Here is a 16,667-nt window from a genome sequence, read left to right as displayed (position 1 = left end):
TCCGCGATCGCTGCCCGCTCCGACTCCACCCAACTCCGTACCCTGCACCGAAGCCTCCTCGCTATGCCGAATTGCTGTGTGGCCGAACGCTTTCGGGCATCGCGAAATAGACCTGGCGACGCCGGTGAGTGACCGGCATCCAGGTCGGTAGAACCGCACTGCCCTGGGTGTTTCGACGAATGCGCGGCGTCGGGGGTGACGCTCGTGCGCGTGATCCAACTAGTGCTCGAACCGGCCGGGTTGCCCGTTATTCCGCGGCCGGGGATGCGGGTGCCTCCGGGCCATCCGCATCTGGGGTGTACTGCTGTCGATCTCCTCCAACTTCACTACGAACGCTGCTCACCCGGCTCTGGTGAGCGATGCCCTGTCGCCTGCATCACACGGATGCCCTCCATGCATTGCGAAGACTAGGCGGAATCGTAATAAAACGGAACTTTTTCCCCGAAAAAAGTTGGACGAGCGTCTAGTTGGTTCCGAAGATCGCGGAGAGTCCGCAGAAAATGTGGGTGCGACCACATGGCGAAGCCGCGCTGTGACCGAGCGCACTTCCGGTTGCGAAGACTATGAGTCGAAACGTTGCAACTGCGTTGCATCGACGCCCATGCGCCGGTCGAGCACTCGGATTTTCGCCTCGATCTGCGCATACAGCGGAGAATCTCGGTCAACGGTCGATCGATACACCGCCCAGGCGGCCGAATCGTCGCGTCCTTCGGCACCCGCGGTCCATCGGCTCAAGACCGAAGCTTCACCGGAACGCAACACAGCGGTCCGCAGACGCACCCGCAATTCATCGCGAATGTCTATAACTCCAGGAGCGTTCGAACGCGGCAGCGCCGGGCCAGCGTAGAGCCGCACCGCCGTATCGACGTCCCCGGAGTCCAGGGCGGCCCGCAGCGCCTCCACATCCGTGGCGATCGGGACCCGCAAACGATACGGGCGGGAACCGAAGACATTGGGGCCGACCACCGATCGCAAGCGCGACATCGCAGCCCGAATCGTAGCGTTGTCCAGATCGGCGTCATCGAGCAGCAGCGCCAGATGATCGGCCGACAGTCCCTCGGGATGTTCGGCCAGCAGCAGCAGGATCTCGGCATGCCGCTGCGAGAGCGGCACCCGCTCCCCCGCCACCGTCAACTGCGGCTGACCCAGGCCGAGCACCTCCAGGCCCAGACGCTCCGGAATCGGCGCGTCCGCACTGCGGCGGTCATGGCCGGAACGGACCGCGGCCAGCAGCAGATCCATCTCCGCGGCCGTCGCCGCCGCCTTCACCAGCGCCAGAATCTCCGGCCGCGCCACCCGCACGCCGCCGGCGATCATCAGCACACCGACCAGGCGGCCGTCCGGATCATGAACGGGCGCAGCAGCTCCGGTGATCTGATGCATGCGCTGCAGGAAATGCTCGGGGCCGTGAATCCACGCCGCCCGCCCGGTGCGCACCACCAGGCCGACGGCATTGGTGCCGACCCGGCGCTCGCTCAGGTCATTGCCCTCGCGCAAACCGGCCTCGGCCGCGGCCTGCACCCGATCAGGATTACCGTGCACCGAAAGCACCCGGCCGAACTGATCGGCGACCACCACCATGAGTCCCGTACTGGTGGCATCGCGCAGCAGCAACTTGTCCACCAGCGGCATCACGGCCGCGATGGGGTGCGCGACGCGATAGCGCTCCAGATCGGTTCCGCGTAGCCCGCGGCCGTCATTGTCATCCAGAGGATCGACACCGCCGCGGAGCGTGCGCAACCATGATTCGAGAACCATGGGGCGTAGGAGGCCGGGCAGCTGATTGAGCTGTTCGCCGCCCACACTGAGATATCCGTGGGCTTGAGCGGCATAGGCTTCGAGCGCACCCAACTGGGTGCCCGGCTCGGCACCGTGCTGCGGGCTACTCCCACCTGCGAGATTGCTGACCATTTGCCTTTCTTTCTGTCCCCGAAGAGTACCGGCGGGGTCCGACGCCTAAGTACGAAGCTGGTCGTTTGTCCCGCAGGTCACATCGGAAACCGAACCCCGCAGAATGTGAGCTGTGTCTATTTCGCCCTCCGCTTCGCTCCGGGCGGGGGCTGTATCTTCTGCCTCCGCTTCGCTGCGGCGGGGTCGTGGCCCTGTTACCCGGGTCTTCCCTCCTCCGCTCCTCCGCTTCGCTCCCCCGCTCCGTCAGTCCAGACCCGGGCGGGCCACGACCTTGAAGGTCATTGCGCCACTGGGAAATCGAGTGTTGTGGGAGGGTGACCTGGTGGACGGTATCGATCTGACAGCGCTGGATCGATTCGCGGCGGGGTTTCCGCACGAGGTCTTCGACCGGCTCAGGGAGCACGCGCCGGTCTGGTGGCATCCGCCAGCCGAGCACACCCCGGGCGGGGCTTGAAGGTCATTGCGCCACTGGGAAATCGAGTGTTGTGGGAGGGTGACCTGGTGGACGGCATCGATCTGACAGCGCTGGATCGATTCGCGGCGGGGTTTCCGCACGAGGTCTTCGACCGGCTCAGGGAGCACGCGCCGGTCTGGTGGCATCCGCCAGCCGAGCACACCCCGGGCGGGGCTTGAAGGTCATTGCGCCACTGGGAAATCGAGTGTTGTGGGAGGGTGACCTGGTGGACGGCATCGATCTGACAGCGCTGGATCGATTCGCGGCGGGGTTTCCGCACGAGGTCTTCGACCGGCTCAGGGAGCACGCGCCGGTCCGGTGGCATCCGCCAGCCGAGCACACCCCGGGCGGGGCTTGAAGGTCATTGCGCCACTGGGAAATCGAGTGTTGTGGGAGGGTGACCTGGTGGACGGTATCGATCTGACAGCGCTGGATCGATTCGCGGCGGGGTTTCCGCACGAGGTCTTCGACCGGCTCAGGGAGCACGCGCCGATCTGGTGGCATCCGCCAACCGAGCACACCCCGGACGGGGAAGGGTTCTGGGTATTGAGCCGATATGCCGACATTGTCGAGGCGGCAGCCGACGGCGCGACCTTCTCCTCGCAGGGCGGCGGAAGCCGTTCCGGCGGAGGAACACTCATCGAGGATCTGCCCGCGGACCGGGCCGCCGGGGTTTTGCTCAATATGATGGACGACCCCCGGCATGCGCGGGTGCGGCGGTTGCTGACGCCCAGCGTTGCGCCGCGGACGCTGCGGCTCATAGAAGAAGAGCTGCGCGAACGCGCCGCGACGATCGTGGCGGCGGCGATCGGCAAGGGCGAGTGCGATTTTCTGCTCGACCTCGCTGCCGAGTTGCCCCTGCAGGCGGTCACGCAGTTGCTCGGGGTGCCGCAGGAGGATCGGCATCAACTGTTCGCATGGGCCAATGTGGCGCTCGACTACCAGGATCGGGAGCTGGGCGAGGTCACCGCGCGCACGCAGCAGGCGGTCGCCGAGACCCGCGCCTACGGTGCGCGACTGCGGGCGGCCAAGCGGATCGCACCCGCCGAGGATCTGATGTCGCTCGCCGCGCACGCCACCGTCGACGGCGAGCCGCTCTCGGATCTGGAGCAGGCCATGCTCTTCAGCCTGCTGATCGCGGCGGGCAGTGAGACCACGCGGAACTCGATCGCACTCGGCATGGCGGCGCTGATCGAGCGGCCCGAGGTGTGGCGGCGGCTGCGGGACGATCGGACGCTGGTGGACGGCGCGGTGGAGGAAATGCTGCGATGGGCCTCCTCGACGCCCTACAACCGGCGCACCGCCACCCGCGATGTCTCCCTGGGCGGGCAGCACATCCGGGCCGGGGACAAGGTGACACTGTGGTGGGCCTCGGCCAATCGGGATGCGGAGGTCTTCACCGATCCGCACCGGTTCGATATCGACCGGCGGCCCAATCCGCATCTGGCCTTCGGGCGCGGCGGGCACTTCTGCCTCGGTTCGGCGCTGGCACGCATGGAGATGCGGGTGGTCTTCACCGCACTGCTGGATCAGGTGGGCACGGCGGAATTGACCGGCCCGATCGAACACACCCGCAGCAACAAGCACACCGGCGTCCGGCACATGCCGGTGCGCTTGACCGCGGTCGGCTGAATTCAGTTGGGCGGCAGGGTCGGTCGCAGGGCAGCGCCGTCCCGCAGTTTGGCCGCGCCCCACCACAGGCCGGTGCCGTAGGCGACATCCTCGAGCCGCTTGCACAGCACGTACCGGGTCGGGTCGAGACTTCCGGCCTCACGATGGACGAACCAGTCGGCCAGACCGTCGGCCACCGCGATGGTCACCGCGAGGTGCCGGATGCGGCGCGAGAACAGCATGCCCAGCAGCGTCACCGGCCAATAGTGGCGGCACATCGAGGAAGCCATGCGCCACATGCCGCCGGAGAAACCACGCGCCATATATATGGCGGCCACCCGCGTCGGATTGTCGAGTTCGGCGAAGACCCGGCGCAGCCGGAACAGCGTCGCGACCAAGGTCAGCGTGCCGCCGATCGCGCCCCAGCGGGTGAGGCTGCCGAACAGCAGCGCCGCCACCGCGGTCCAGATCGGAATCGACAGCGGCGCGGCCATTCCCGCATGCCGCTGCCCCAGCGGAGCCACGCCGGTACCATGGGTGACCTTGTGCGCGAACCATTTTCGCAGCGAGACCGGATTGCTGTGCGCGACCCGCGCGGCCGGCTCGTAGCGCAGCCGCCACCCGGCGCGATCGAGCCGCCAGCACAGGTCGATATCGCCACCGGCGGCCATGGATTCGTCGAACCCGCCCTCCCCCAGCAGCACGAGGCGGCGCACCAGCAGTGCGGTACTCGGCACGTACGGCACCGGGCCGTGCGCCTGCACCGCCGACTCGCGGCGGCCGCGATGCAGCGAACCGCGGGTGTGCTCATAGCGGGCCAGCAGGGTGGAATCGGGATCCATGGCCAGGATGCGCGGTGCGACCAGGGCCACCTTCGGATCACTGAAGTGCCCGAGCATGACCTCCAGCCAGCCGGTGCGCGGGACCACGTCCGGATCCAGGAAGGCTACGAATTCGGTCGCGGCGCATCGCAATCCGAAATTGCGGGCGGCGGCGACGCCCTGCCGGCGATCCCGGCGCAGCACCGTGACCCGGCAGCGATTGCCCGGCGACCGCGGAATCCGCACGGGCCGATCGGAACCGTCGTCCACCACGATCACGGTGTACCCGCGCAGGGCCGACAGCAGCCGCGTGAGACCGTCCGGATCATTGTGCACCGGCACGATGACGGTCACGTCCTCCAGCGAAGGGAGCAGGCGCGGACGCGGATTCGCCACTCCGGAGTCGAGCAGACGTCTGGCAACCCGAGCTGAGTTCGGGTCGGTCACCTCGAGGTACCCGTCACCGATCATGGCCGCAGCCTCCGGCGCTAGGCGGAGCAATCTGTTCGGCGAACCGCCGACCAGGAACCGTCCACCGGAGTAAGTGCGCACCCTGGGATCGATCCGCACCCCGAAACCATCGGGAAGGCGATCATGGCGCATTCCACAAATGCTAAGTCAGCCAACCGTTGGCAATCATGATTGGCGCGCCGCACTACTCCGGTTAGTCCGATTGGTCCGCGCACCGAGTACGCAGCCGGACCACGGCAACACCCGGCGCTCTAGACTGCTGGGGAGAAAAAACCAGCAGGTGAAACAGGCAGGGGACGGAAATCCGAACCCACTGTGCCCACCGAGGATGCGGTCGAGGTGGTATGGGAGTCGGACGGATGCAGACAAGCGGGGGCGGAAGCAACACACTCTCGGAAGCCGAGATCGTCGAAGCCGCACTGCGGGTGGTCCGTCAGGACGGAGTGGAGAAACTCTCCATGCGCCGGCTCTCCCGCGAACTCGGCGTCTCCCCGATGGCCCCGTATTACTACGTCGCCGACAAACGCGAGCTGCTCGACCTGGTCGCCACCGCCGCGCTCACCGGAGTGCGCAAGCCGCCACCGGAATTCGGGCCGTGGCAAATGCGGTTGCGCGATCTCATCGATCAGATCGACGACAAATTGCGCCGGCATCCCGGACTCGGCGATGTGCTCATCGAACAGATGCTCGGCAAACAACTCGATCTCATCGCCGCCGTGATGGAGATCCTGTTCGACGCGGGATTCGACGATCGCAATGTGCTCGCCTCGTATGCGACCATCCACACCTACCTCTTCGGGCGCAGCAAGGTGAATCCGCGTGATCGTGGGGCACTACAGGATCGGGCGCTGCCGGAGGCGGTGGAGCGGGCCATGAAGCATCTGCCCGACCTGCGTGGGAAATACTCCTACGACTTCTCCATGGATGTGCTGATCGCCGGACTCGAGGCTCAGCTTGTCCGGCAGCGAGACAGCCACGTATAGTCAAACTAGAACACGTTCTAGTTTGGTTCGAGAGGACACTATGACCACCGTCGACGTACCGCACAGCTCACGATCAGCCGTGCTGCGGGTCTCCGCGGTCATCAATGAGACGGCCGATTCCTGTTCGCTGGTATTCGACGTCCCCGAGGACCTCCGCGAACGCTTCAGCTACCTGCCGGGGCAGTTCCTGACCCTGCGCATCCCCAGCGACCGCACCGGGTCCGTGGCCCGCTGCTACTCGCTCGCCAGCTCACCGCACACCGACGACAAGCCCAAGGTGACGGTCAAGCGCACCGTCGACGGGTACGCGTCGAACTGGGTGTGCGACAACCTGATCGCGGGCAGCGAGATCGAAGTACTGCCGCCCTCCGGCATTTTCACGCCCAAGAACCTCGATACCGACCTGCTGCTGTTCGCTGCCGGGTCCGGCGTCACGCCGATCATGTCGATCCTCAAATCCGCGCTCGCGCGCGGCAGCGGGCGTGTTGTCGTGGTGTACGCCAACCGCGACCACGCCTCTGTGATCTTCGCCAACGAGCTCCGCGAACTCGCGGGCAAGCATCCGCAGCGGGTCGTCGTCATCCACTGGCTCGAGCATCTGCAGGGGCTGCCGTCCGTCGACGCGCTCGCCACCCTCACCGCGCCCTACGCCGGGTACGAGGCCTTCATGTGCGGGCCCAAGCCGTTCATGGACTGCGTGCACGACGCCCTCGCACAGCTCGGGGTGCCGCGCAGCCGCACCCACGCCGAGATCTTCAACTCGCTCGCCGGTGACCCGTTCGCCGATGTGGCGCCGGCCGAGATCACCGCGGAGGAAGCCGCGGACGCGGCCACCGTCGAGGTCGAACTCGACGGCGAGACACACGAACTCAGCTGGCCGCGCAGCCAGACGCTGGTGGACATCATGCTGTCCAAGGGCCTCGATGTGCCCTACTCCTGCCTCGAGGGCGAATGCGGATCCTGCGCGTGCACGGTGCTCGACGGTGAGGTGGAGATGGGGAATTCCGAGATCCTGGATCCCGAGGACATCGCCAACGGGTACATCCTGGGGTGCCAGGCGCGCCCCGTGACCGATCACCTCAAAATCCAGTTCTGAGACCGGACTCTCCGGATATATCGGCCGCCGCGTCAGGGACGCGGCGGCCGATTACCGTTGCGGGACAGGAATACTCGGGCCTGAGGGCTCGGGGCAAAGCCCCCGAGAGGTGGGAACCCTCAGTAGGCCGAGAAGACGTTCGAGATGGAGCCGTAGCGGTGCGCGGCGTAGTTGCAGGCGGCCGAGATGTTGGCGACCGGGTCGTAGATGTCCCAGGACGTGCCGTCGACGTGGTACGCCTGGAACGTCGGGTCGATGACCTGCAGCAGACCCTTGGACGGGATGCCGGCGGCGGCATTGGAGTCGTAGAGGTTGATCGCCCGCGGGTTACCGCCCGACTCCCGCTGGATATTGCGGAAGATGCCGTCGTAGTCGCCGGGGATGCCGTGCTGACCCATGACGTACAGGGCGTTCTTGATCCAGCCGTCCAGATTGTTCTCGAAGACCGGCGGCAGTAGGTCCGAATACGGCGCGGGCAGCGTCTGGACGAAACTCCGGACCGCATCCTGCTGCGGCTGCGGCAGGTTCTCGGCGTACTGCTGGGCCTGCTCAGCGGGCTGCTGCAGCTCCGGCGGCACACCGGGCACCTCCGCGGCGGCCTGGACGGGCACTACCGCGAGGGCGGCGAGGATGGCGAGGGGAAACAGTTTTCGCAATGCAATGACCTGCTGACTTGTGTTGTGAACACCGCCGCCGGCTGCGTCTCGCGTTGCGGGGAGATTCCGCATGGATGTCGAGTACGCCTGGCTATAACCGAACGTTCGGTCTGTTCCTGACAAGTCACAGAATGATTGCGCCACATGAACGTAAACTTAATTACAAATGAACAAACGGTGCAGGGTCTCGAGAGGCCGCTCACCGGGATCGCTATCTGCGCTGATCAGCGCAGAGATCTATAGTGCGCCCGCTGCTCCGCCGGGAGGTGTTCTGTGGCGTAGCTCAAAGCTGTCCGGCCCATCGCGGGTGCGTGCACATCGAGAAAACCGGTGAGAATCGACCGATCCACCCGCTTGCCGATCTCGCGCAGCATCCAGCCGACGGCCTTCTGAATCAGATCGCGCTTGTCCGAGAGCAGTCGCTCACACAACTCGATCGTGGTACCGGCATCACCGGCCTTGATGAATGCGAAACTCGACAGCAGCGCCACCCGCCGCTGCCACAGCGATTCCTGCTCCGCCAACTCGAATAGCAATGCGCGCGGCCGCTCCAGCAACCACGGCCCCACAATGAACTCCGCCGAAGCATCCACCAGATCCCAGTTGTTCACGCGCCCCCGCCGCACCGCGGCCAGATACAACTCGATGATCTGCTCCTGCCGGGCGATATCCGCGCCCCGCTTGCGCATGGCCCGCGCCATCTCCCCATTCAAAATCACCAAACCCGCCAGCCGATGCTCATGCACCGCACTGTCGAGCAACACATCGATCTCCGAAAGCGGCAACCCGGCGAACGGCTTCACCACCGCCCGCGTCTTCGGCACCCGCACCCCGATGAATACATCCCCCGCCCCGTACTCCCCCGGCCCGGTCTTGAAGAACCGCTGCAACTGCACCGCATCCGCGGCATCGGCGACTTTCCCCAATTCGCCCTGCACCGCCGCCGCCGTCAATTCACCCATCACACCATGATCGAGCACCCCACCGACAAGAATTCGCACCCGCGCCGATCAATTCGGCGGCGGCGCCGGATCATTCAGCCCGCGCGCCGCCCGCTCCCAGCTGCGGCGGACACGTCGGCTGCCCTTTGTGCCGTGGAACGGCACTCGGCCTCAAGCGGTTTCGGCCGCGGCCTGTAACAGCACCTCGCCGAATTTGCGCATATGTTCGGGGCCGCCGTACCAGGCGGCGATCAGATCTACTGCGGCGGCGCGGGTGCGGCGAGCTGCCTGGGTCAATTCGGAGACGGCGCCTTCGGCTTCGGCGGCCTGGGCTGCTACATCGAGATCGTGGCTGGCGACCAGCAGGCTCATGATGTGGTGCAGATCGATATTGGGGGCGTCCTCGGCGCGGAATTCGCGGGCTCGGGCGGCATCGGGGTTCGGGGACGGTTCGGGCAGTTCGGGTTCCGGGGCGGCGCGGCGGTGCGAGGGCTCCGGGTCCGGGGCGGCGCGGCGCGGGCTCGCGTCGAGATCCGGGACGGCGCGATGCGCTGACGAGTCGGGATCGGGGGCGGCGCGGCGGGAAACCGAATCGGCGGGCAGGCGGCGGACAGGGGTGTCCACCTCGGTCGCCGTGCGGTGCGCGGACATATCGAAATCCGGAGTGCTGAGTCGCGGAGTGGAATCGAGATCCGGCGCGGCGCGGCGCGGCGCGGAATCGAGGTCCGGGGCAGCGCGGCGGGGAATCGACTCGAGTTCCGAGGTGCTCAGTCGCGGCGTGGAATCCAGATCGGGAGCGGCGCGGCGGGGTGAGGCGTCGAGATCGGCCGACCACTGCGGGACGGCGTCCAGATTCTGCACCGAACGGCGGATCGGCGAATCCACCTCGGGGGCGCTGCGGCGGTTCACCGGGGCCGACCACTGGACCGGCTGTTCCTGCTGGTCCAGGCTGGTACGGCCGAGCATGGCGTGATTCCCGGTGTCGACGCCGGTCAGCACCGGGTTCGGCGAACCGCCCGGATCGGCGGTGTCCGGGTGAGTGAGACGGTAGCTCTCCTGACGAGAGTTCGGGGACGAACCCAGCCCGTTGGTGTAATCGGCATCCATGGGCGACATTCTTACCGTCCCACCGCAGCCCGTGCGAGTCGGGCTGCGGCGAAAGCGATTCACGAGCAACGGTATTGGGGGATTGACTGTTATCGGCAGTTCGTCGGGGCCGGTTCACCGCGCAAACGGGCATCCAACCAGGCCAGAGCGGACGGCATACCGAGCACCGCGGCGGACAGGTGTTCCGGTGATCCGTTCATATCCATATCCAGGGTCACCCCGGCCGCACAGTAGCGGCGATCGGTATTGACTATGGCATCCACCGGGATCAGCGGATCACTCGGCGAATGCCACTCGAACACCGGCATATTCGGAATGCCGTCATAGAGCTCGAGACTGTTCTCCTCCAGGACGCCCCGCACCGCCGGATCATCGATCATCGAAGTGCTGGCGGCAAATTCGCCGGCGCTGTGACCCGCGCCGACGGCCATGATCTCATTGGTGCAGCCATTGGCCATGGCATTGCGCGCCGCCAGGCCCCGCTGATTCATCTGCGTACTGATCGGCAGCCGATCCGGATACTCCCGTTCCAGGCCGATCGCCGCCGCCATCGCCAGTCCGAAAGCCGGATGTGATTGCATGCCAAGCGAATTCACCATCTTCAGCAGACTCATCGGGACACCGCCCTCGGCCGCACCGGCAATGTGCAATTCGGGTGCGTAGCTCGATGCCATGGCCGCCGCCCAGGCCGTCGCCATCCCGCCGCCGGAATATCCGGCCATCGCCACCGGGCTGTTGGCCGCCTGCAGTGCCGGCAGCCGCCGCACCGCGCGAATACCGTCCAGGGTGATCTGACCACCCAGTTTGGCCGCACCGTAGGCGACGTTCGGGCCCAGGTGGTCGGGCAGGGCCACCGACCAGCCGCGCCGCAGCGCCACATTCAGAGCGACAGACTCCTTCACGAACAGATTCGGATCCGTCGTGTACAGCACTCGAGATACCGCGCACTGGGCGCCCAGACCGTTGATGATGTGCTGATAGGACAGCACCGGGCCGTCCGGGCGATGCTCCCGCGGCGTCAGCACCGTGGTGACGGCGGCGATCGGCGCACCCTCGGAGCTGGTGGAGCGGAACTTGATCATGGTGACGGTGGTGTCCGGGAAGTAGAACAGCGGCGGCATGACTCGCGAATCCAGGACATCACCGGGACTGTGACTCGCCATATCGGCGGGCTGCGCATAGAACGGGTCCGGATCCGCGACGGGATAGATGGGCTCCGCCGACGCCGCCGGGGCGACGGCCACGATCACCAGCCCCACGGTGAGCACACCGCAGTAGCCGAGTATTCGTGGCAACCATTTGGCCCTCATCAGTTCCTCCACGACGGATTGCAGTGCTCGCACCGGATTACATCCCGAAACGAGTGTCGTGTGGATTGCATTCAGAGTGTGCAGCGACACGCCAGCAAACATTCAGCCCAGCCGTGTCAGCCCAGGTGTGTCATCCCCGCCGCGACCACCTGCGCCACATTGAAGATCTCATCGCCGGTCGGGATCGGCACACCGTCGAGGGCGTGCAGCCGATCGGTGCTGGCAATGGCGAACATGGCCGAAACCCATGCGGCCGCACAGGCGCGCAATGTGCCCGGTTGCACCGGACCCGGCGCGCTGGCCTGCAACACCCGCGCGGTCACATCCAGCAGCTGATCACGCATGCGGCGCAACTGTTTACGCACATCCGGATGGGTATCGGCCTCACGCCACATGATGACGCGCAATACCGAGGAGTGATTGTCGCGCAGATTCAGCGCGGCATCCAGATTCACCAGACTCTTCGCCGGATCACCCGGGGCGACAACGGATTCGATGTCATCGATGGGAGCGGCGGGGACGCGTTCGGCCATGAGTGCCGAGAGAATCGCATCCTTGGTCGGAAAGTAGTAGAAGACAAGGCCTTTGGGGACGTCGGCCCCGGCGGCAATGGCAGCCGTCGGGGTCGCGTCGAATCCCTGTGCCGCGAACAGTTTCTCCGCGGCATCGAGAATGAGCTGACGGGCGTCGCCGTCGAGTCTCCGGGTCCGGCGACGCCCCGCTCCGGGTCGATGCATCTGCATCAGTGATGTGTCACCGTATGCAGCCGACCCGACACCGCCGGCACTGCCGCGAGTCCGATCACCGCGGTCAGCGCACCGGCCACCCACGCGGTCCACGAGGCACCGGTGTAGTCATGGAAATTCATCACCCACGGGGAGATGAACAGCAGCGCGCCGAGCACGACCATCGCGTATTGGGCGGTGCCCGTGAGGGCGTTGGCGAGATGGCCGAGACCGGTGAGGGCGATGAGTACGCCGAGCACGATCAGGGTCCACATGGCGCGATCACTATGGGCAACCCAGAGGGAAGACAGAGCGGTGTACGCGCCGAGTACGACGGCCACCGCATCCTGGGTGCGGCTCTCGGTGAACATGGGGTGCCTCCTTCAAGGCTGGGAACTGAGAATATGTCCTACTTACCGGTTTAGTCCTGATTGACCGCCCGATCAATAAATACTCGGCTACGATTCAGCAGCTGATCGATACGCTCGAACATCCCGAACGTGACAACTGATTTAGTGCGGTCGGGGTAACTCCCCGGGTACGTCCAAAATCGTTCCCGCACCCGACCGCAGGCACGCATGCACAACGGCACACGGCTCCCGGGCCGTGCGCTGAAGGTTCGGAGAGGCGGGACAGGGTAACTCCCCGGGTACGTCCAAAATCGTTGCCGCACCCGACCGGCGCCACGCGAACGAAACAGGCAACGGCTCCCAGCCGTGCGCTCGAGTTTCGGGGAGGCGGGTGGAACCGATATGGTGTGCGATATGTCGCACTCGGTAGAACACGTTCTAATTGTTGGCGCGGGACTGGCCGGCCTGAGAACCGCCGAGGAACTGCGACACGCAGGTTACGAAGGGGAACTGACCCTCCTCGGCGACGAAAACCGCGCACCCTACGACCGGCCGCCGCTGTCCAAACAGTTCGTTCGCGGCGAGCTCGACGACACCGCCCTGCGGCCCGCCGAATTCTTCCAGGAAATGCGCATCGGCCTGCGGCTCGGCGTGGCCGCCACCGGCGTCGACACCGGCGCCCGGCAGGTCACGCTCAGCGACGGCAGCACGCTCGGCTACGACCGGCTCGTCATCGCCACCGGACTGCGGCCCCGGCGCATTCCCAGCTTCCCGCAGGCCCGCGGCGTCCACGTGCTGCGCACCCACGACGATGCCGCCGGACTGCGCGAGCACCTCGGCACCGCACAGCGCGCGGTGGTCATCGGGGCCGGATTCATCGGCTGCGAACTCACCGCAAGCTTCCGGGCCCGCGGCGTGGACGTCGTCCTCGTCGAACCGCAGCCCACTCCCCTGGCTGCCGCCCTCGGCGAGCAGATCGGCGCACTGGTGGCGCGCATGCACCGCGAGGAGGGCGTCGACGTGCGCTGCGGGGTCGGCGTCGAGGCACTGCTCACCACCCACGATGCTGCGAATGACGTTCCGGCTCAGGCGGATACCACCGGAGACAGCGCGCCCGAGGAGGCGGCCGTACGCGGCGTCCGGCTGAGCGACGGCAGCGTCGTCGACGCCGACCTGGTGGTGGTCGGCGTCGGCTCGGTGCCGGTCACCGACTGGCTCGCCGAATCCGGCATCCCGCTGGCAGCGCCTGCCGACGGCGGCGGCGTGCTCACCGACGAGGTCGGCCGCACCGGGGTGGACGGCGTCTGGGCGGTCGGCGATGTGGCCGCCTGGCGGCTCGGCACCGGCCGCAACAGGCGGGTCGAGCACTGGACCAATGCGGGCGAGCAGGCGAAAACGCTCGCCTACGCCCTGCTCGGCGTGGATCATCCTGCCGCCGTGCATGTTCCGTACGTGTGGAGCGATCAGTACAACGTGAAGATCCAGGTGCTCGGCAGCCCCGGCCTCGCCGACGAGGTCCGGATCATCGAGGACCAGGGGCGTAAGTTCCTCGCCCACCTCTTCCGCGCGGGCACCCTGGTCGCGGTCGTCGGCGCCGGGATGACCGGCAAGGTGATGAAGATGCGCGCACAGCTCGCCGGAGCCCAGCCGGTCTCCTGAGCCCTGCGGCCGATCCCCTCCGCCGGTCCCCTGAGCCCTCTCCGTCACGGGCCCCCGTCCGGTCTGCTGAGCTCCCGGCCCGAAGGACGCGGCGACACTTCCGAACTGCGTGGATCCGCGCCGTTCGGCGGCTTATTCCAACCCTTGGGCGGACACGGTTCGCGATCGAGGTGCGATGTTCACTACCGTGACAGGTGTGATCGTCGCGCTCATAGACTCCGGACTGGGGATGCTGCCCACGGGGGCGTGGTTGCGGAAACTGCGGCCCGATATCGATCTGCTGCTGATGATGGACCCCGACGGCGCGCCGTGGGGACCGAAACCCGAGCAGTGGGTCACCGAACGCGTGCTCGAAACTGCCCGCACCGCACTGCGCGAGGGCGCGGAAGTCATTGTGGTGCCGTGCAATACGGCCAGTGTCACCTCGCTGGAGCCGCTGCGGGCCGAGGTCGGTCCGGGCGTGCCGGTGATCGGCACCGTGCCCGCCATCAAACCCGCCGCCGCGGCTTGCCGGAAGGTAGCGGTCTGGGCGACCGCGGCCACCACGGCCAGCGCGTACCAGGCCGATCTCATCACCCGGTTCGGTGGCGACGCCGAAATCACCGGAGTCGCGTGCCACGGTCTCGCCGACGCCATCGATCGCGGTGATCTCCCCGCCATCGCCGAGGCGATCACCGGGGCCGCCGGGCGCACTCCGGCGGACACCGAGGGCATCGTCCTCGGCTGCACCCACTATCCGCTCGTCATCGACGCCATTCTGGCCGCGCTACCCCCTGGCATCCGGGTCTTCGACAGTGCCGAAGCCGTGGCCGGGCAGACGCTGCGCCGCATGGCCGCCCTCGGCCGGCCGCTGACCGGTACCGCCGCCACCCGCGTCCTCGCCAGCAACCGCCCCGGCGAAATGCCCGCCGCCGCAGCCGCTTTCGACTCCGGGCGGCTCCTCGGAGCGACGCTCCGGCCGCTCGGATCCACACCTTTCGCCTGATCATCGGCCCGCCGCAGGTTTGCCGCGGGCGCATACGGGCAGTCGTGCCATATGAGCACAGAGAGCATGGATATCGCGGGCAACGAGCCCGCAGCAGCGAACACACCGCCGAATGCACAGCCGGCGACACCGGAGCCGGAAGTCCTCGCGGAGCACCGCGAACAGGCGCACAAGATGGCCGAGTCCTACCGCGATGATCGCCCCACCACCGTCCTGCCCGGCAGCGGCGGCATGATCTCCGGAACCGCGATCAGCGACTGGGTCGACAAGGACGGCAACTCGGCCTTCGCCGAGGAGACCGATACCGACCGGCCCCAGAAATAGCGAAAGGGCCGCTCCCCCAAGGGGAACGGCCCTTTCAGTGATTCAGTGGATCAAATCACTTGATGATCTTGGTGACGCGACCGGCACCAACGGTGCGGCCACCCTCACGGATCGCGAAACGCAGGCCCTCTTCCATGGCGACCGGCTGGATGAGCTTGACGCTCATCTCGGTGTTGTCGCCGGGCATGACCATCTCGGTGCCCTCGGGGAGGGTAACGACGCCGGTCACGTCCGTGGTACGGAAGTAGAACTGCGGGCGGTAGTTGTTGAAGAACGGGGTGTGGCGGCCGCCCTCGTCCTTCGACAGGATGTAGGCCTGGCCCTCGAACTCCGTGTGGGGAGTCGTGGTGCCCGGCTTCACGACGACCTGGCCGCGCTCGACATCTTCACGCTTGATGCCACGAACCAGCAGACCGACGTTGTCGCCCGCCTGGCCGTTGTCGAGCAGCTTGCGGAACATCTCGATGCCGGTGATCGTGGTCTTGGTCGTCTTGTCCTTGATGCCGACGATCTCGACCTCTTCGTTGACATTCACGATGCCACGCTCGATACGACCGGTGACGACGGTGCCACGACCGGTGATCGTGAAGACGTCCTCGATCGGCATGAGGAACGGCTTCTCGGTCTCACGAACCGGCTCCGGGATCGACTCGTCGACCGCGTTCATGAGCTCGACGATGGACTCGGTCCACTTCGGGTCGCCCTCGAGCGCCTTCAGGCCGGAGACGCGGATAACCGGGGCATCCTCGTCGAATTCCTGAGCGGCCAGCAGTTCGCGGACCTCCATCTCGACGAGCTCGAGGATTTCCTCGTCGTCGACCATGTCCGACTTGTTCAGCGCGACCAGGATGTAGGGCACGCCGACCTGACGGGCGAGCAGCACGTGCTCGCGAGTCTGCGGCATCGGGCCGTCAGTGGCGGCCACGACCAGGATCGCGCCGTCCATCTGCGCGGCACCGGTGATCATGTTCTTGATGTAGTCGGCGTGGCCGGGGGCGTCTACGTGGGCGTAGTGGCGCTTCTCGGTCTGGTACTCGACGTGGGAGATGTTGATCGTGATACCACGAGCCTTCTCCTCCGGCGCCTTGTCGATCTGGTCGAACGCGAACGCCGCGTTCAGCGTCGGGTACTTGTCAGCCAGCACCTTGGTGATCGCTGCCGTCAGCGTGGTCTTGCCATGGTCGACGTGACCGATGGTGCCGATGTTGACGTGGGGCTTCGTCCGCTCGAACTTCGCCTTCGCCACTGTGGTCCTCCTGGACT

The 16,667-nt window shown here is 66.5% G+C and carries 18 protein-coding genes; 9 read left to right on the top strand and 9 right to left on the bottom strand.

Features of this window, described 5'->3' with window-relative positions:
• Window positions 1-561 precede the first annotated feature (561 nt).
• Entirely contained in the window at window positions 562-1,911 is a 1,350-nt protein-coding gene (locus tag OG716_RS34920) for a GAF domain-containing protein (protein ID WP_297610166.1), read from the bottom strand.
• Window positions 1,912-2,212: 301 nt separating this feature from the next.
• Between OG716_RS34920 and OG716_RS34915 the strand changes: the two genes are divergently transcribed.
• The 4 genes from OG716_RS34915 to OG716_RS34900 are packed head-to-tail and all read left to right on the top strand — an operon-like array spanning window position 2,213 to window position 3,997.
• A complete protein-coding gene (locus OG716_RS34915) occupies window positions 2,213-2,365 on the top strand; it encodes a hypothetical protein (RefSeq protein WP_405134592.1) in 153 nt (50 codons plus the stop codon).
• A 26-nt stretch (window positions 2,366-2,391) separates the two neighbouring features.
• Complete coding sequence (locus tag OG716_RS34910; protein WP_405134592.1) at window positions 2,392-2,544, top strand: hypothetical protein; 153 nt, start codon at window positions 2,392-2,394, stop codon at window positions 2,542-2,544.
• Window positions 2,545-2,570: 26 nt separating this feature from the next.
• Entirely contained in the window at window positions 2,571-2,723 is a 153-nt protein-coding gene (locus OG716_RS34905) for a hypothetical protein (protein ID WP_405134591.1), read from the top strand.
• A gap of 29 nt (window positions 2,724-2,752) precedes the next feature.
• Window positions 2,753-3,997, top strand: coding sequence for a cytochrome P450 (locus OG716_RS34900; protein WP_405140119.1), 1,245 nt, complete (start codon window positions 2,753-2,755; stop codon window positions 3,995-3,997).
• Between the two features lie 2 nt (window positions 3,998-3,999).
• On the opposite strand, the gene mftF is transcribed toward OG716_RS34900, so the two are convergent.
• Window positions 4,000-5,400 carry a mycofactocin biosynthesis glycosyltransferase MftF gene (gene mftF, locus OG716_RS34895; protein WP_405134590.1) on the bottom strand — a complete coding sequence of 467 codons (1,401 nt, stop codon included), beginning with the start codon at window positions 5,398-5,400 and terminating at the stop codon, window positions 4,000-4,002.
• A gap of 227 nt (window positions 5,401-5,627) precedes the next feature.
• Here mftF and mftR2 point away from each other — a divergent pair, with 227 nt between their 5' ends.
• Both mftR2 and OG716_RS34885 read left to right on the top strand, forming a co-directional pair.
• On the top strand, window positions 5,628-6,251 hold the full coding sequence (gene mftR2 / locus OG716_RS34890) for a mycofactocin system transcriptional regulator MftR2 (RefSeq protein ID WP_355130814.1): 624 nt from the start codon (window positions 5,628-5,630) through the stop codon (window positions 6,249-6,251).
• A 40-nt stretch (window positions 6,252-6,291) separates the two neighbouring features.
• The gene (locus tag OG716_RS34885; protein ID WP_405134589.1) at window positions 6,292-7,347 is read left to right on the top strand and encodes a 2Fe-2S iron-sulfur cluster-binding protein; all 1,056 of its coding nucleotides are present in this window, start codon (window positions 6,292-6,294) and stop codon (window positions 7,345-7,347) included.
• Window positions 7,348-7,466: 119 nt separating this feature from the next.
• Here the strand turns inward: OG716_RS34885 and OG716_RS34880 are convergent, their stop codons facing one another.
• The 6 genes from OG716_RS34880 to OG716_RS34855 form a co-directional block, all read right to left on the bottom strand.
• On the bottom strand, window positions 7,467-8,003 hold the full coding sequence (locus OG716_RS34880) for a transglycosylase SLT domain-containing protein (RefSeq protein WP_405134588.1): 537 nt from the start codon (window positions 8,001-8,003) through the stop codon (window positions 7,467-7,469).
• A 224-nt stretch (window positions 8,004-8,227) separates the two neighbouring features.
• Entirely contained in the window at window positions 8,228-8,965 is a 738-nt protein-coding gene (locus tag OG716_RS34875) for a DNA alkylation repair protein (RefSeq protein ID WP_405134587.1), read from the bottom strand.
• Between the two features lie 150 nt (window positions 8,966-9,115).
• Window positions 9,116-10,051: a hypothetical protein gene (locus tag OG716_RS34870; RefSeq protein ID WP_405134586.1), complete on the bottom strand. Its 936-nt coding sequence runs from the start codon at window positions 10,049-10,051 to the stop codon at window positions 9,116-9,118.
• A gap of 89 nt (window positions 10,052-10,140) precedes the next feature.
• Complete coding sequence (locus tag OG716_RS34865) at window positions 10,141-11,361, bottom strand: lipase family protein (protein WP_405134585.1); 1,221 nt, start codon at window positions 11,359-11,361, stop codon at window positions 10,141-10,143.
• Window positions 11,362-11,477: 116 nt separating this feature from the next.
• Window positions 11,478-12,098: a helix-turn-helix domain-containing protein gene (locus tag OG716_RS34860; protein WP_355130888.1), complete on the bottom strand. Its 621-nt coding sequence runs from the start codon at window positions 12,096-12,098 to the stop codon at window positions 11,478-11,480.
• Between the two features lie 5 nt (window positions 12,099-12,103).
• Window positions 12,104-12,457, bottom strand: coding sequence for an SPW repeat protein (locus OG716_RS34855; RefSeq protein WP_297610141.1), 354 nt, complete (start codon window positions 12,455-12,457; stop codon window positions 12,104-12,106).
• Between the two features lie 393 nt (window positions 12,458-12,850).
• On the opposite strand from OG716_RS34855, the gene OG716_RS34850 reads away from it, so the two are divergent.
• From OG716_RS34850 to OG716_RS34840, 3 genes are all read left to right on the top strand, one after another.
• Window positions 12,851-14,095, top strand: a complete 1,245-nt coding sequence (locus OG716_RS34850) for an NAD(P)/FAD-dependent oxidoreductase (RefSeq protein ID WP_405134584.1) — start codon at window positions 12,851-12,853, stop codon at window positions 14,093-14,095.
• Between the two features lie 196 nt (window positions 14,096-14,291).
• A complete protein-coding gene (locus OG716_RS34845) occupies window positions 14,292-15,080 on the top strand; it encodes a glutamate racemase (RefSeq protein ID WP_405140117.1) in 789 nt (262 codons plus the stop codon).
• A gap of 51 nt (window positions 15,081-15,131) precedes the next feature.
• Complete coding sequence (locus tag OG716_RS34840) at window positions 15,132-15,404, top strand: hypothetical protein (protein WP_405134583.1); 273 nt, start codon at window positions 15,132-15,134, stop codon at window positions 15,402-15,404.
• 55 nt (window positions 15,405-15,459) lie between these two features.
• Here OG716_RS34840 and tuf read toward each other — a convergent pair whose 3' ends face one another.
• Window positions 15,460-16,650 (bottom strand): elongation factor Tu, encoded by a 1,191-nt coding sequence (tuf, locus tag OG716_RS34835; protein ID WP_327142348.1) that lies wholly within the window; start codon window positions 16,648-16,650, stop codon window positions 15,460-15,462.
• Window positions 16,651-16,667 lie beyond the last annotated feature (17 nt).

This window comes from Nocardia sp. NBC_01388 (assembly GCF_045040085.1).
GTDB lineage: Bacteria > Actinomycetota > Actinomycetes > Mycobacteriales > Mycobacteriaceae > Nocardia.
Note: the sequence above shows the minus strand (reverse complement) of the source record. Positions and strands in the feature narration are given on the sequence as shown.

Excerpts from the sequence above, each read along its gene's own strand:
- OG716_RS34920 (WP_297610166.1), bottom strand. The coding sequence starts at position 1,911 with ATGGTCAGCAATCTCGCAGGTGGGAGTAGCCCGCAGCACGGTGCCGAG.
- mftF (WP_405134590.1), bottom strand. The coding sequence starts at position 5,400 with ATGCGCCATGATCGCCTTCCCGATGGTTTCGGGGTGCGGATCGATCCC.
- mftR2 (WP_355130814.1), top strand. The coding sequence starts at position 5,628 with ATGCAGACAAGCGGGGGCGGAAGCAACACACTCTCGGAAGCCGAGATC.
- OG716_RS34885 (WP_405134589.1), top strand. The coding sequence starts at position 6,292 with ATGACCACCGTCGACGTACCGCACAGCTCACGATCAGCCGTGCTGCGG.
- OG716_RS34875 (WP_405134587.1), bottom strand. The coding sequence starts at position 8,965 with ATGGGTGAATTGACGGCGGCGGCGGTGCAGGGCGAATTGGGGAAAGTC.
- OG716_RS34870 (WP_405134586.1), bottom strand. The coding sequence starts at position 10,051 with ATGGATGCCGATTACACCAACGGGCTGGGTTCGTCCCCGAACTCTCGT.
- OG716_RS34865 (WP_405134585.1), bottom strand. The coding sequence starts at position 11,361 with ATGAGGGCCAAATGGTTGCCACGAATACTCGGCTACTGCGGTGTGCTC.
- OG716_RS34860 (WP_355130888.1), bottom strand. The coding sequence starts at position 12,098 with ATGCATCGACCCGGAGCGGGGCGTCGCCGGACCCGGAGACTCGACGGC.
- OG716_RS34855 (WP_297610141.1), bottom strand. The coding sequence starts at position 12,457 with ATGTTCACCGAGAGCCGCACCCAGGATGCGGTGGCCGTCGTACTCGGC.
- OG716_RS34850 (WP_405134584.1), top strand. The coding sequence starts at position 12,851 with ATGTCGCACTCGGTAGAACACGTTCTAATTGTTGGCGCGGGACTGGCC.
- OG716_RS34840 (WP_405134583.1), top strand. The coding sequence starts at position 15,132 with ATGAGCACAGAGAGCATGGATATCGCGGGCAACGAGCCCGCAGCAGCG.